The 14393-nt window shown below is 62.5% G+C and carries 14 protein-coding genes and 1 tRNA gene; 14 read left to right on the forward strand and 1 reads right to left on the reverse strand.

Going from position 1 to position 14393, the window contains the following annotated elements; translation table 11 throughout:
* The first annotated feature begins 39 nt into the window (after positions 1-39).
* The 6 genes from dapB (at position 40) to SF06_RS08885 (ending at position 6958) form a co-directional block, all read left to right on the forward strand.
* A complete protein-coding gene (gene dapB / locus SF06_RS08860) occupies positions 40-840 on the forward strand; it encodes a 4-hydroxy-tetrahydrodipicolinate reductase (RefSeq protein ID WP_039560875.1) in 801 nt (266 codons plus the stop codon).
* A gap of 183 nt (positions 841-1023) precedes the next feature.
* Complete coding sequence (carA, locus tag SF06_RS08865) at positions 1024-2175, forward strand: glutamine-hydrolyzing carbamoyl-phosphate synthase small subunit (RefSeq protein WP_027588996.1); 1152 nt, start codon at positions 1024-1026, stop codon at positions 2173-2175.
* Between the two features lie 15 nt (positions 2176-2190).
* The gene (gene leuE / locus SF06_RS08870; protein ID WP_139182059.1) at positions 2191-2838 is read left to right on the forward strand and encodes a leucine efflux protein LeuE; all 648 of its coding nucleotides are present in this window, start codon (positions 2191-2193) and stop codon (positions 2836-2838) included.
* 19 nt (positions 2839-2857) lie between these two features.
* On the forward strand, positions 2858-6079 hold the full coding sequence (gene carB / locus SF06_RS08875) for a carbamoyl-phosphate synthase large subunit (protein WP_039560879.1): 3222 nt from the start codon (positions 2858-2860) through the stop codon (positions 6077-6079).
* Positions 6076-6549, forward strand: coding sequence for a transcription elongation factor GreA (gene greA, locus SF06_RS08880; RefSeq protein ID WP_027588993.1), 474 nt, complete (start codon positions 6076-6078; stop codon positions 6547-6549). The genes carB and greA overlap by 4 nt, the downstream gene beginning before the upstream one ends.
* The gene (locus SF06_RS08885) at positions 6527-6958 is read left to right on the forward strand and encodes a DUF4149 domain-containing protein (protein WP_076380927.1); all 432 of its coding nucleotides are present in this window, start codon (positions 6527-6529) and stop codon (positions 6956-6958) included. Before greA ends, SF06_RS08885 begins: the two co-directional genes overlap by 23 nt.
* A 24-nt stretch (positions 6959-6982) precedes the next feature.
* Here the strand turns inward: SF06_RS08885 and yhbY are convergent, their stop codons facing one another.
* Positions 6983-7294, reverse strand: a complete 312-nt coding sequence (gene yhbY / locus SF06_RS08890; RefSeq protein WP_027588991.1) for a ribosome assembly RNA-binding protein YhbY — start codon at positions 7292-7294, stop codon at positions 6983-6985.
* Between the two features lie 72 nt (positions 7295-7366).
* Between yhbY and rlmE the strand changes: the two genes are divergently transcribed.
* The 8 genes from rlmE (at position 7367) to rimP (ending at position 14348) form a co-directional block, all read left to right on the forward strand.
* Complete coding sequence (rlmE, locus tag SF06_RS08895) at positions 7367-7999, forward strand: 23S rRNA (uridine(2552)-2'-O)-methyltransferase RlmE (RefSeq protein ID WP_039560881.1); 633 nt, start codon at positions 7367-7369, stop codon at positions 7997-7999.
* 151 nt (positions 8000-8150) lie between these two features.
* Positions 8151-10058: an ATP-dependent zinc metalloprotease FtsH gene (ftsH, locus tag SF06_RS08900; RefSeq protein ID WP_039560882.1), complete on the forward strand. Its 1908-nt coding sequence runs from the start codon at positions 8151-8153 to the stop codon at positions 10056-10058.
* 2 nt (positions 10059-10060) lie between these two features.
* Entirely contained in the window at positions 10061-10912 is an 852-nt protein-coding gene (gene folP / locus SF06_RS08905) for a dihydropteroate synthase (RefSeq protein WP_039560885.1), read from the forward strand.
* Positions 10913-10928: 16 nt separating this feature from the next.
* Positions 10929-12263, forward strand: coding sequence for a phosphoglucosamine mutase (glmM, locus tag SF06_RS08910; protein WP_039560886.1), 1335 nt, complete (start codon positions 10929-10931; stop codon positions 12261-12263).
* A 99-nt stretch (positions 12264-12362) separates the two neighbouring features.
* On the forward strand, positions 12363-13118 hold the full coding sequence (gene tpiA / locus SF06_RS08915) for a triose-phosphate isomerase (protein WP_027588986.1): 756 nt from the start codon (positions 12363-12365) through the stop codon (positions 13116-13118).
* 2 nt (positions 13119-13120) lie between these two features.
* Positions 13121-13498, forward strand: coding sequence for a preprotein translocase subunit SecG (secG, locus tag SF06_RS08920; protein WP_027588985.1), 378 nt, complete (start codon positions 13121-13123; stop codon positions 13496-13498).
* An 11-nt stretch (positions 13499-13509) separates the two neighbouring features.
* A tRNA-Leu gene (locus tag SF06_RS08925) sits at positions 13510-13595 on the forward strand.
* A gap of 294 nt (positions 13596-13889) precedes the next feature.
* On the forward strand, positions 13890-14348 hold the full coding sequence (gene rimP, locus SF06_RS08930; protein ID WP_027588984.1) for a ribosome maturation factor RimP: 459 nt from the start codon (positions 13890-13892) through the stop codon (positions 14346-14348).
* Positions 14349-14393 lie beyond the last annotated feature (45 nt).

Raw genomic sequence — 14393 nt, forward strand, 5'->3', positions numbered from 1 at the left:
TCGCCTGCTGCGACGGCCGGCAGTGTGGAGCTTGGGTATATGCGAATTGCAGTGATGGGCGCCGCCGGGCGCATGGGCAAGAACCTGATCGAGGCGGTCCGCCAGGCTGAGGGCGCCGAGCTGGCTGCGGCCATCGACCGGCCGGACAGCAGCCTGATCGGTGCGGATGCCGGCGAACTGGTGGGGCTGGGGCGCCTGGGGGTTGCCCTGAGCGGTGATCTCGCAGCCGTGGTGGACCGCTTCGATGTGCTGATCGACTTCACCCATCCGAGCGTGACCCTGAAGAACCTGGAGATCTGCCGTCAGGCCGGCAAGGCCATGGTCATTGGCACCACCGGTTTTTCGGTTGAAGAAAGGCAGCGGCTGGCCGAGGCGGGCAAGCAGATCCCGATCGTCTTCGCCGCCAACTTCAGCGTCGGGGTGAACCTGTGCCTGAAGCTGCTCGACACCGCGGCCCGGGTACTCGGGGACGACGTGGACATCGAGATCATCGAGGCCCACCACCGTCACAAGGTCGATGCGCCGTCGGGTACTGCGCTGCGCATGGGTGAGGTGGTGGCGGAGGCGCTGGGTCGCGATCTGCGGAAAGTGGCGGTCTACGGACGCGAAGGGCAGACCGGTGCGCGCGCTCGGGAAACCATCGGTTTCGCCACCGTGCGCGCCGGCGATGTGGTGGGCGACCACACCGTTCTGTTCGCCGCCGACGGCGAGCGGGTGGAAATTACCCACAAGGCATCCAGCCGCATGACCTTTGCCAAGGGCGCCGTCCGTTCGGCGTTGTGGCTGCAGGGTCGCGCGCCGGCCCTGTATGACATGCAGGATGTGTTGGGCCTGCGCTGAGCGGTCACGCATCGGTCTGCAGTTTGGGTAGACCCAAAAAGGCCGTTTCTGTATGATTCGCGCTTTAGTGTGTCCACTAAAGTTACGCAGATGGCCGAATTCAAAAAAAGCGGGATGACCTTCACACGTCATCCCGCTTTTTTACAACCTGCGTACGCACCAGGCAGATTTACCGGAGGTCTCTTGACTACGCCAGCCACTACGCCAGCGATTCTGGCCCTTGCTGATGGCAGCATTTTTCGCGGCGAATCCATCGGCGCCGATGGGCATACCGTCGGCGAGGTAGTGTTCAACACCGCCATGACCGGCTATCAGGAAATTCTCACCGATCCGTCCTATGCCCAGCAGATCGTCACCCTGACCTATCCGCACATCGGCAATACCGGCACCACGCCGGAAGATGCCGAGTCCAGCCAGGTCTGGGCCGCCGGCCTGATCATCCGCGACCTGCCGCTGCTGGCCAGCAGCTGGCGCAATAAGCAGCCGCTGGATGCCTACCTGAAGGCAAACGGTACCGTGGCCATCGCCGGGATCGATACGCGTCGCCTGACGCGCATCCTGCGCGAAAAGGGCGCTCAGAACGGTTGCATCCTGACTGGTGCGGATGCGACCGAAGAAAAGGCGCTCGAGCTGGCGCGAGCATTTCCGGGCATGAAGGGGCTGGATCTGGCCAAGGTGGTCAGCACCAAGGCGCCGTACGAATGGCGCTCCTCGGTGTGGTCGCTACAGACCGACAGCCATCCGGAAATTCCCGCCGAGCAGCTGCCGTACCACGTGGTGGCCTATGACTACGGCGTGAAGCGCAACATCCTGCGCATGTTGGTCGAGCGCGGCTGCCGGGTGACCGTGCTGCCCGCCCAGGCGCCGGCCAGCGAGGCGCTGGCGCTGAATCCTGACGGTGTGTTCCTGTCCAACGGCCCAGGCGATCCGGAGCCGTGCGACTACGCCATCAAGGCGATCCAGGACATTCTGGAAACCGACATCCCGGTGTTCGGTATCTGCCTGGGACACCAGCTTCTGGCCCTGGCCTCCGGCGCCAAGACCGTGAAGATGGCTTGCGGCCACCATGGCGCCAACCACCCGGTGCAGGACCTCGACAGCGGCGTGGTGATGATCACCAGCCAGAACCATGGTTTCTGTGCCGACGAAGCCACCCTGCCGGCCAACCTGCGCGCCACCCACAAGTCGCTGTTCGATGGCACCCTGCAGGGCATCGAGCGCACCGACAAGGTCGCCTTCAGCTTTCAGGGACACCCGGAAGCCAGCCCCGGCCCGAACGACGTGTCTCCGCTGTTCGACCGCTTTGTCGCCGCCATGGCGGCCCGCAAGCAATAAGGGCTGTCGCGCATGCTGGCAAGCCTGGGAATCGTCGACCTCTGGACCTATGTCCTGGGGACGGTGCTGGTGATCCTGCTGCCCGGCCCGAACTCCATGTTCGTGCTGGCCAGCGCGGCGCGTCGCGGTATCGCGGCGGGTTACAGCGCCGCCGCCGCCGTGTTCGTCGGCGATACCCTGCTAATGCTGGCCGCCGCACTGGGCGTTGCTTCGCTTCTGAAGGCCGAGCCGATGCTGTTCACCGGGCTCAAGTACCTGGGTGCCGCATACCTCTGCTACATCGGCATTGGCATGTTGCGCGGCGCCTGGCGCCAGTGGCGGCATCCCGCGGATGCACGGGTTGAACCCGAGCAGGACCTGGGTCAGCCGTTCCGCCGCGCCCTGCTGCTCAGCCTGTCGAACCCCAAGGCGATCCTGTTCTTCGTGTCCTTCTTCATCCAGTTCGTCGACCCGGCCTACGCCCATCCGGGATTGTCGTTCCTGGTGCTGGGCGCGATTTTGCAAATCATCAGTCTCAGCTACCTGAGCCTCCTGATCTTTACCGGCGCCCGCCTGGCGCACTGGTTCCGCCGACGGCAGCGTCTGGCCGCCAGCGCCACCAGCGGCGTGGGCGCCCTGTTCGTCGGCTTTGGCGTGAAGCTGGCCACCGCAACCCTGACCTGATTACCGCTACGAGACTCCCATGCCAAAACGTACAGACCTCAAAAGCATTCTGATCCTCGGCGCCGGCCCCATCGTGATCGGCCAGGCGTGCGAGTTCGACTATTCCGGCGCCCAGGCCTGCAAGGCCCTGCGCGAGGAAGGCTTCCGCGTCATCCTGGTGAACTCCAACCCGGCCACCATCATGACCGACCCGGCCATGGCCGACGCCACCTACATCGAGCCGATCAAGTGGCAGACTGTCGCCAAGATCATCGAGAAGGAGCGCCCTGACGCGCTGCTGCCGACCATGGGCGGCCAGACCGCGCTGAACTGCGCCCTGGACCTGGAACGCCACGGCGTGCTGGAAAAGTTCGGCGTGGAAATGATCGGCGCCAACGCCGACACCATCGACAAGGCCGAGGACCGTTCGCGCTTCGACAAGGCCATGCGTGACATCGGCCTGGCGTGCCCGCGTTCCGGCATCGCCCACAACATGGAGGAAGCCTACGGCGTCCTGGACCAGGTGGGCTTCCCGTGCATCATCCGTCCGTCCTTCACCATGGGCGGCACCGGTGGCGGCATCGCCTACAACCGTGAGGAATTCGAGGAAATCTGCAACCGCGGTCTGGATCTGTCGCCGACCAAGGAACTGCTGATCGACGAATCGCTGATCGGCTGGAAGGAATACGAGATGGAAGTTGTCCGCGACAAGCAGGACAACTGCATCATCGTCTGCTCCATCGAGAACTTCGATCCGATGGGCGTGCACACCGGCGACTCCATCACCGTGGCCCCGGCGCAGACGCTGACCGACAAGGAATACCAGATCATGCGCAACGCCTCGCTGGCGGTGCTGCGCGAGATCGGCGTGGAGACCGGCGGCTCCAACGTGCAGTTCGGCATCAACCCGAAGGACGGCCGCATGGTCGTCATCGAGATGAACCCGCGCGTGTCGCGCTCCTCGGCGCTGGCCTCCAAGGCCACCGGTTTCCCGATCGCCAAGATCGCCGCCAAGCTGGCCGTTGGCTACACCCTGGACGAACTGAGCAACGACATCACTGGCGGTCGCACCCCGGCGTCCTTCGAGCCGGCCATCGACTACGTGGTCACCAAGGTGCCGCGTTTCGCCTTCGAGAAATTCCCCAAGGCCGACGCTCGTCTGACTACCCAGATGAAGTCGGTGGGCGAAGTCATGGCCATCGGCCGTACCTTCCAGGAATCCATGCAGAAGGCGCTGCGCGGCCTGGAAGTCGGCGCCACCGGTTTCGATCCCAAGCTGGACCTGGCCGATCCGGAAGCCGAGAGCGTCCTCAAGCGTGAGCTGACCGTGCCCAGCGCCGAGCGCGTCTGGTATGTGGCCGATGCCTTCCGCGCCGGCAAGACCGTCGACGAGGTGTTCGAACTCACCAACATCGACCCCTGGTTCCTGGTGCAGATCGAGGACCTGGTCAAGGAAGAGGAGCGGGTCAAGACCCTCGGCCTGGCCAGCATCGACCGTGACCTGATGTTCCGCCTGAAGCGCAAGGGCTTCTCCGATGCCCGCCTGGCGACCCTGCTGGGCGTGAGCGAGAAAAGCCTGCGCAGCCACCGTCACAAGCTGAAGGTGTTGCCGGTCTACAAGCGCGTCGACACCTGCGCCGCCGAGTTCCAGACCGACACCGCCTACATGTATTCGACCTACGAGGAAGAGTGCGAGGCCAACCCGTCCAGCCGCGACAAGATCATGGTCATCGGTGGCGGTCCGAACCGCATCGGCCAGGGCATCGAGTTCGACTACTGCTGCGTGCATGCCGCGCTGGCCATGCGTGAAGACGGCTACGAGACCATCATGGTCAACTGCAACCCGGAAACCGTCTCCACCGACTACGACACCTCCGATCGCCTGTACTTCGAGCCGGTGACCCTGGAAGACGTGCTGGAAATCTGCCGCGTCGAGCAGCCCAAGGGCGTGATCGTGCAGTACGGTGGCCAGACCCCGCTGAAGCTGTGCCGCGCTCTGGAAGAGGCCGGCGTGCCGATCATCGGCACCAGCCCGGACGCCATCGACCGCGCCGAAGACCGTGAGCGGTTCCAGCAGATGGTGCAGCGCCTGAACCTGCGCCAGCCGCAGAACGCCACCGCACGCAGCGAAGACGAAGCCCTGGCGCACGCCAAGGCCATCGGCTTCCCGCTGGTGGTGCGTCCGTCCTACGTGCTGGGCGGCCGGGCGATGGAAATCGTCTACCAGGAAGAAGAGCTCAAGCGCTACATGCGCGAGGCGGTGAAGGTCTCCAACGACAGCCCGGTACTGCTGGACCATTTCCTGAATTCGGCCATCGAAGTGGATATCGATGCCGTATGCGATGGCAAGGACGTGGTGATCGGCGCCATCATGCAGCACATCGAGCAGGCCGGCATCCACTCCGGCGACTCGGCGTGCTCGCTGCCGGCCTACTCGCTGCCCCAGCACATTCAGGACGAAATCCGCGACCAGGTGAAGAAGATGGCGCTGGAGCTGGGTGTGGTCGGTCTCATGAACGTGCAGATGGCCGTTCAGGGCGACGACATCTATGTACTGGAAGTGAACCCGCGCGCTTCGCGTACCGTGCCGTTCGTGTCCAAGTGCATCGGCGAATCGCTGGCCAAGGTCGCGGCCCGTGTCATGGCCGGCAAGACCCTGCAGGAAACCGGTTTTACCGAGGAAATCATTCCGGAGTACTTCAGCGTCAAGGAGGCCGTGTTCCCCTTTGCCAAGTTCCCCGGGGTGGATACCATCCTCGGCCCGGAAATGAAATCCACCGGCGAAGTCATGGGTGTCGGCGACAGCTTCGCCGAGGCCTTTGCCAAGGCTCAGCTGGGTGCCAGCGAGATCCTGCCCACCGGCGGTTGCGCCTTTATCAGTGTGCGAGAGGACGACAAGCCTTTCGTGGCCGATGTGGCGCGTGACCTGATCGCTCAGGGCTTCGAAGTGGTGGCTACTGCCGGAACCGCGAAGGTGATCGAGGCGGCTGGCTTGCCGGTGCGCCGCGTCAACAAGGTGACCGAAGGCCGCCCGCATGTGGTGGACATGATCAAGAACGAGGAAGTGACCCTGATCATCAACACCACCGAGGGGCGCCAGTCGATCGCCGATTCTTACTCCATCCGTCGTAACGCCCTGCAGCACAAGGTCTGCATCACCACCACCCTGGCGGGTGGTCAGGCAGTCTGTGAGGCCATCAAGTTCGGTCCCGAGCGGACCGTGCGCCGGCTGCAGGATTTGCACGCAGGAATCAAGGCATGACGAAATACCCGATGACCGTCCAGGGCGCTCGCGCCCTGGAAGAAGAGCTGAAGATCCTCAAGGCGGAGCGCCCGAAGATCAGCCAGGCCATCGCCGAAGCGCGTGAGCTGGGGGATCTGAAGGAGAACGCCGAGTACCACGCCGCCCGCGAGCAGCAGGGGCTGGCCGAGGCGCGCATCCGTGACATCGAGGGGCGTTTGCAGAACGCCCAGATCATCGATGTCTCGACCCTTCCGCATACCGGCAAGGTGATCTTCGGCACCACAGTGGACATCGTGAACGTCGAAACCGACGAGGAAGTGACCTACCAGATCGTCGGTGACGACGAGGCGGACATCAAGTCCGGCAAGTTGTCGGTCAGCTCGCCGATCGCCCGCGCGTTGGTCGGCAAGTCCGAAGGCGACGTGGTGACGGTGCGCACCCCCAGTGGCGTGGTCGAGTACGAGATTGTCGAAGTCCGTCACGTCTGATCCGCCGCGCCTGCGCGCGCCGGTGATCGCCTGGCAGCTGGCCCAGACATTCTGGGTCGGCGGCCTGTGGCTGCTGCACTTCGTATTGCTGCCGGCACTCGGCAAGATCGGCCTCGCGCCGCTGCTGGTGCAGGAGGTGGCGAACGGCTTGCGGCCGCTGCTGGTGGGCTTTGCGGTGGTCTGCGTGCTGCTGCAGGCGCTGAGTCTGGCCGTCGCGCTGGGCGTGCGGGCCGTGTGGAAGGATATGCGCGGCCAGCTGCTGCTGGCGGTGCTGCTGCTGGCGCTTGGCTTTCTCGCCGCGCGCGCCGGCTGGCTCGTGTCCGACTACTGGCAGATGTTCAGTTACCTGGCCATGGCCTGCTGTGGCCTGCTGCTGGTGGTACAGGCGCCACCCGAGGCGCGGTCGTAGACGTTCCGCGCCTCGTCTTGCCGGTTACGCCTGGTGGCGCAGGATGTTGGAGAGGTGGCGGTTCGGTTTGGGGTTCTTGCGGTACACCAGTGCCACCTTGCCGATACTCTGCACCAGCTCGCAGCCCGCGCTACGGCAAAGCTCCTCGACCAGTGCGTGACGGTCGTCGCGCTCGGCCACACGCAGCTGAATCTTGATCAGCTCGTGGTCGGCGAGGGCGCGCTCCAGCTCGGCCATTACCCCTTCGCTGAGACCGTTGTCGGCAATGGTCAATACCGGCTTCAGATGGTGGCCGATAGATTTGAACTGTTTCTTCTGCTCTTGCGAGAGCGCCATAATCAAGCCCTGACGTTTCACTGTACGAAAAAGGCGGCTAGTGTACCCGAGCCGCCGCCCAAGAGGTATTCCGTGGCCCGATCCAAGACCAGTCAACGCTGGCTGAAAGAACACTTCGACGACCCTTACGTAAAGATGGCTCAGCGCGACGGTTATCGCTCGCGGGCCAGCTACAAGCTGCTGGAGATCCAGGAAAAGGACCGCATCCTGCGCCCCGGCATGACGGTCGTCGATCTGGGCGCGGCCCCCGGTGGCTGGTCGCAGGTGACCAGCCGGGTGATTGGCGACAAGGGGCGGCTGATCGCCTCGGACATCCTGGAGATGGACTCGATCCCCGACGTCACCTTCATCCAGGGCGATTTCACCGACGATGCGGTGTTCGCCCGGCTGCTCGAAGCGATCGGTGATCATCCCGTCGACCTTGTGATTTCCGATATGGCCCCCAATATGAGTGGGGTGCGGGCCGCGGATCAGCCGCGTGCCATGTACCTGTGCGAGCTGGCGCTGGATCTGGCCAGTCGCGTGCTGCGGCCTGGTGGCGATTTCCTGATCAAGATCTTCCAGGGCGAAGGTTTCGATGCGTACCACAAGCAGACGCGGGAGATGTTCGAGAAGGTGCAGATCCGCAAGCCGTTGTCCTCGCGTGATCGCTCCCGGGAGCAGTACCTCCTGGCGCGTGGTTTCCGCGGCGCTCCGATGCAGTGAAGTGCCGAGCCGGTAGTCAAAGGTTCATAAAGGGTTACAGACGCCACCTGCCCCGGCAGGGGTTGTGTAGTAAGTTAGGCCGGGTAATCAACCAGCCGCGTGCGGGAGTTGCCTCGAACGGAGCGACTCAGAGGGTAGCGAATTGAACGATATGGCAAAAAATCTGATCCTGTGGCTGATCATCGCCGCCGTCCTGGTGACGGTGATGAACAATTTCTCCAGCCCCAGCGAGCCGCAGACGCTCAACTATTCCGAATTCCTGAGCCAGGTTCAGGATGGCCGTGTCGAGCGAGTCACCGTCGATGGCTTCGTGATCACCGGCAAACGCACCGATGGCGGTACGTTCAAGACCGTGCGTCCGGCGATCCAGGACAGCGGACTGATCGGTGACCTGATAGACAACAACGTGGTCATCGAAGGCAAGCAGCCTGAGCAGCAGAGCATCTGGACCCAGTTGCTGGTGGCCAGCTTCCCGATCCTGGTGATCATCGCGGTGTTCATGTTCTTCATGCGCCAGATGCAGGGCGGTGCCGGAGGCAAGGGCGGGCCGATGAGCTTCGGCAAGAGCAAGGCGCGCCTGCTTTCGGAAGATCAGGTGAAGACCACTTTCGCTGACGTTGCCGGTTGCGACGAGGCCAAGGAGGAAGTCGCCGAGCTGGTCGAGTTCCTGCGTGACCCGGGCAAGTTCCAGCGCCTGGGTGGCCGTATCCCGCGCGGTGTACTGATGGTCGGTTCGCCGGGTACCGGCAAGACTCTGCTGGCCAAGGCGGTCGCCGGCGAGGCCAAGGTGCCGTTCTTCACCATCTCCGGCTCGGACTTCGTTGAAATGTTCGTCGGCGTCGGCGCCAGCCGCGTGCGCGATATGTTCGACCAGGCCAAGAAGCACGCGCCCTGCATCATTTTCATCGACGAGATTGATGCCGTGGGTCGTCATCGGGGTGCCGGCCTCGGCGGAGGCCACGACGAGCGCGAGCAGACGCTCAACCAGCTGCTGGTGGAGATGGATGGATTCGAGATGAACGACGGCATCATCGTCATCGCCGCGACCAACCGTCCCGACGTGCTCGATCCGGCGCTGCTGCGTCCCGGCCGCTTCGACCGCCAGGTGGTGGTCGGTCTACCCGATATCCGTGGCCGCGAGCAGATCCTCAAGGTGCACATGCGCAAGGTGCCGGTGGGTGACGACGTCGACCCGGCCGTGATTGCCCGTGGCACCCCCGGCTTCTCCGGTGCCGACCTGGCCAACCTGGTCAACGAGGCCTCGCTGTTTGCCGCGCGGGTCAACAAGCGCCTGGTGGAAATGAAGGAGTTCGAGCTGGCCAAGGACAAGATCATGATGGGCGCCGAGCGCAAGACCATGGTCATGTCCGAGAAGGAGAAGCTCAATACCGCCTACCACGAGGCCGGCCACGCCATCGTCGGTCGCCTGGTGCCCGAGCACGACCCGGTCTACAAGGTATCGATCATCCCCCGTGGTCGTGCGCTGGGTGTGACGATGTTCCTGCCGGAGGAAGATCGCTACAGCTTGTCCAAGCGCGCGCTGATCAGCCAGATCTGCTCGCTGTTCGGCGGCCGTATCGCTGAGGAGATGACCCTGGGATTCGATGGTGTCACCACCGGTGCTTCCAACGACATCATGCGTGCCACACAGCTGGCGCGGAACATGGTCACCAAGTGGGGTTTGTCGGAAAAGATGGGCCCACTGATGTATGCCGAAGAGGAAGGTGAAGTTTTCCTGGGTCGCAGTGCCGGCAGTCAGCACACCAATGTGTCCGGCGAGACCGCCAAGCAGATCGACGAAGAGGTGCGCAGCATCATCGACACCTGCTATGCCACGGCCAAGCGTCTGCTGACCGAGAATCGCGACAAGCTGGAAATGATGGCCGAGGCGCTGATGAAGTACGAAACCATTGATGCCGAACAGATCGACGACATCATGTCCGGACGTCCGCCACGCGAACCGCGCGACTGGCAGGGTGGTACGGGTGCCTCTGGAAGCTCCGCACCGCAAGGTGAGCGTCCGGAGTCGCCGATCGGAGGCCCGGCGGGCGAACACTGAGCATGAGTAACATTTGTCTCCCGACCCGGCTGCCGTGTGGCAGCCGGGTTCTTGATCTGGCCCGTCCGCATGTGATGGGCATCCTGAATGTCACCCCTGACTCCTTTTCCGATGGCGGCAGCTACACTGAGCGCGACAAGGCGTTGCGGCACGCCGCGGCGATGGTCGAGGCAGGGGCGACCCTGATTGATGTCGGCGGTGAGTCGACTCGCCCCGGTGCGCGCGCGGTCTCTCCCAGCGAGGAGTTGGAGCGTGTGGCTCCGGTGGTCGAGGTCATTGCTCGCGAGCTGGATGTGGTGATCTCTGTCGACACCTCAACCCCCGCAGTGATGCGTGAATGCGGGCGGCTCGGTGCCGGGCTGATCAACGATGTCCGTTCGCTGCAACGCGATGGTGCGCTGGATGCGGTGGCGGACAGTGCCATGGCGGTCTGTCTGATGCACATGCTCGGCGAGCCCGGCAACATGCAGGACAATCCGTCCTATGGAGACGTTACTCGGGACGTTGAGCAGTTCCTGCGTGAGCGCATGGACGTCTGTCAGTCGGCTGGTATTGCTGCTGAGCGCATCGTTCTGGATCCCGGTTTTGGTTTCGCCAAGAGCCTCGACCACAATCTGGTGCTTTTCAGGCATATGGAAGAATTGCACCAGCTGGGTCGCCCGCTGCTCGTGGGTGTATCTCGCAAGAGCATGATCGGCCAGGTGTTGGGGCGCGACGTCAAGCAGCGCCTTCCCGGCAGTTTGGCGCTGGCGGCGCTGGCGGTGATCAAGGGGGCTCGAATCATTCGCGTTCATGATGTGGCGGAAACGGTCGATGTAGTCAGGATGATTGCAGCAGTCGAAACTGCCGATTGAGGCAGATGGAGTAGAGATGACGAGAAAGTATTTCGGTACCGACGGCATTCGCGGTCGGGTTGGCCAGTTCCCCATTACCCCTGACTTCGTGCTCAAGCTGGGCTGGGCGGCGGGCGTCGCGTTTCGGCGCGAAGGCATCTGCCGGGTACTGATCGGCAAGGACACGCGCATCTCCGGTTACATGTTCGAATCGGCCCTGGAGGCTGGACTGGTGGCCGCCGGTGCCGACGTGATGCTGCTGGGGCCAATGCCGACACCGGCCATTGCCTATCTGACGCGCACCTTCCATGCCGAGGCCGGCATCGTCATCAGTGCCTCGCACAATCCCTATTACGACAACGGCATCAAGTTCTTCTCTGGTCAGGGCACCAAGCTGCCCGACGATATCGAGGCGAAAGTCGAGGCGCTGCTCGACGAGCCGATGATTGTGTCCGAGTCGATCGGCAAGGTGTCGCGCATCAACGACGCCGCTGGCCGCTACATCGAGTTCTGCAAGAGCAGCGTGCCCACCAGCACTCGTTTTGCTGGTCTGAAGCTGGTGGTCGATTGCGCGCACGGTGCGACCTACAAGGTGGCGCCGAGCGTTTTTCGCGAGCTGGGGGCTACGGTGAGCGTGCTCTCGGCGCAGCCGGACGGGCTGAATATCAATGAAGGTTGTGGTTCGACCCATATGGAGTCACTCCAGGCTGAAGTGGTCAGTCAGGGTGCGGACCTTGGTGTTGCTTTCGATGGTGATGGTGACCGGGTGCTGATGGTCGACCACACTGGGCGCGTGGTCGATGGTGACGAGCTGCTGTTCATCATCGCGCGCGACTTGAAGGAGCGCGGCCTGATGGGGGATGGTGGCGTCGTTGGCACCCTGATGAGCAACCTGGGTCTTGAGCTGGCGTTGCGCGACATGCAAATCCCGTTCGCTCGTGCCAAGGTGGGTGACCGCTATGTAATGGCTGAGCTGCAGGAGCGTGGCTGGCAGCTCGGTGGGGAAAATTCAGGGCATATCGTCTGCTGCCGGCACACCACCACCGGAGATGCCATAATTGCCGCCCTGCAGGTCCTGCTGGCGCTCAAGCGGCGTGGCGAAACACTGCAGCAGGCCTGCAGTGGCATTCGCAAATGCCCGCAGGTGCTGGTCAACGTGAAGTTCAGCGGCGGCAAGGATCCCGTCGATAATCCCTCAGTGCAGGAGGCATGTGATGAGGTTACCCGTAAGATGGCCGGGCGAGGTCGGGTCTTGCTGCGCAAGTCCGGCACCGAGCCATTGGTTCGCGTCATGGTCGAAGGCGATGACGAGGCCCAGGTGCGGCAGCATGCCGAAGCGCTTGCCAGGGTCGTCGCCGACGCCTGCGCATAAGCGAAATGGTCAGGCAGGTGAATCTATGTGTTTGATTCGCTTGCCTGTATTGAAAGTCTTGGGTAACATCTGCGCCCACTTTGACCGACGAGGTAAAGCATGCGTCGACCACTGGTAGCCGGTAACTGGAAGATGCACGGTACCCGCGCCAGCGTAGCTGAATTGATCAGGGGTCTTCGTCAGCTGGCTTTGCCGGTAGGGGTCGAGATTGCTGTGATTCCGCCCGCGCTGTACGTCACTCAGGTGGTGACTGGGCTCGAGGGGAAGGCGATCGGTGTGGGTGCGCAGAATTGCGCGGTCGAGCCGATGCAAGGTGCGTTGACGGGTGAGATAGCTGCTAGTCAGCTGGCTGACTCCGGGTGTGCCTACGTATTGGTTGGTCACTCCGAACGGCGTCAGATTCTCGGTGAAAGCGAGGCGATGCTGAGCCGAAAGTTCGCCGCTGCGCAGGCATGTGGGCTGATTCCGATCCTGTGTATCGGTGAGACGCTGGCGCAGCGTGAGGCGGGTAAGACCCTCGAGGTCGTGCAGCGTCAGTTGGGCAGTGTGATTGAGCAGCTGGGTGTTGGTGCATTTGCACGAGCGGTAGTTGCGTATGAGCCTGTCTGGGCAATTGGTACCGGGCTGACGGCAAGTCCTGAGCAGGCTCAGGAAGTGCATGCGTCGATCAGGGCGCAGTTGCGAACCGAGAGTGCCGATGTGGCGCGCGGTGTAAGAATTTTGTATGGCGGCAGTGTGAAGGCTGCCAATGCGGCTGAGCTGTTTGCCATGCCGGATATCGACGGTGGTCTCATTGGTGGGGCCTCTCTGAATGCGGATGAGTTTGGTGCGATCTGTCGTGCCGCGGGAAGCTGAAGATGCTTGAGACTGTCGTGATCGTAGTTCATCTGCTAATGGCACTAGGCCTTGTTGGTCTTGTGCTGCTGCAGCAGGGAAAGGGTGCGGAGGCGGGTGCTTCCTTTGGTGCTGGTGCGTCTGGCACGGTGTTTGGAAGCCAGGGTTCTGCTACCTTTCTGAGTCGCGTTACTGGTATACTCGCCGCGGTTTTTTTCGTGACCAGTCTGGGTCTGGCGTATTTCGCCAGCCAGAAGGCGGAACAGCTCGGTCAGATCGGCTTGCCTGATCCGGCGGTGCTGGAAGTGCCGAAGAAGGTTGTCGAAGAAGATGTTCCTGTTCTTGAGGGGCGTTCGGCTCCGCAGGAAGCGGGTGATGTTCCGGAGGTTCCGGAACGGTAAGGCAAGGTTTTGCCGAGGTGGTGGAATTGGTAGACACGCTACCTTGAGGTGGTAGTGGCCATAGGCTGTAGGGGTTCGAGTCCCCTCCTCGGTACCATATCCAAGAGGCCCGCTTCATGCGGGTCTCTTGCGTTCCGGCAGGTGCGATTGACCGTGTTGGGACTCCTGCGTATACTCGTGGCCCAGCTTTGTCGCGGCGTGGCGCCGGGAAGCCGGTCTTCCGTTTTTCCGGAGGGCTGATGGTTCCGGTCTCGCAACCCGCTGTAGCCAAGCCCCTGTCCAGGGGCTTTTTGTTGGCTGCGCAGTCTTCGAGTCATTCGTAAGGAATGGCAAGCATGGATGGGCGTCTCGCCCATTTTTTATTTCACAAGAAAAAAAGAGGGGGCTCTCGATGTCGAGCAAGCTAGAACAGTTGCAGGCGATAGTTGCTCCTGTAATAGAAGCCCTTGGCTATGAGTGCTGGGGTATCGAGTTTCTCTCCCAGGGCAAGCATTCCCTGCTGCGAATCTATATTGATCATGCCGATGGCATCTTCATCGAGGACTGCGAAAAGGTCAGTCGTCAGGTGAGCGGTGTACTGGATGTGGAAGATCCGATCAGCAATGAGTACACCCTGGAAGTATCCTCCCCGGGAATGGATCGGCCTTTGTTCACCCTGGAGCAGTTTGCTGCTCATGCCGGAGAGCAGGTCAAGATCAAGTTGCGCGTGCCCTTCGAGGGGCGACGCAATTTCCAGGGTGTCCTGCGCGGGGTCGAGGAACAGGATGTGGTGGTGCTTGTAGACGATCACGAATTCCTCTTGCCGATCGATTCGATCGACAAGGCCAACATCGTTCCCCGTTTTGATTAAGGCACGGATCCCGCGGATCCAATGGATTGCGAAGGCGAGGCGTAC

Origin of the sequence: Pseudomonas flexibilis, from assembly GCF_000802425.1 — a bacterium.
Lineage (GTDB): Bacteria > Pseudomonadota > Gammaproteobacteria > Pseudomonadales > Pseudomonadaceae > Serpens > Serpens flexibilis.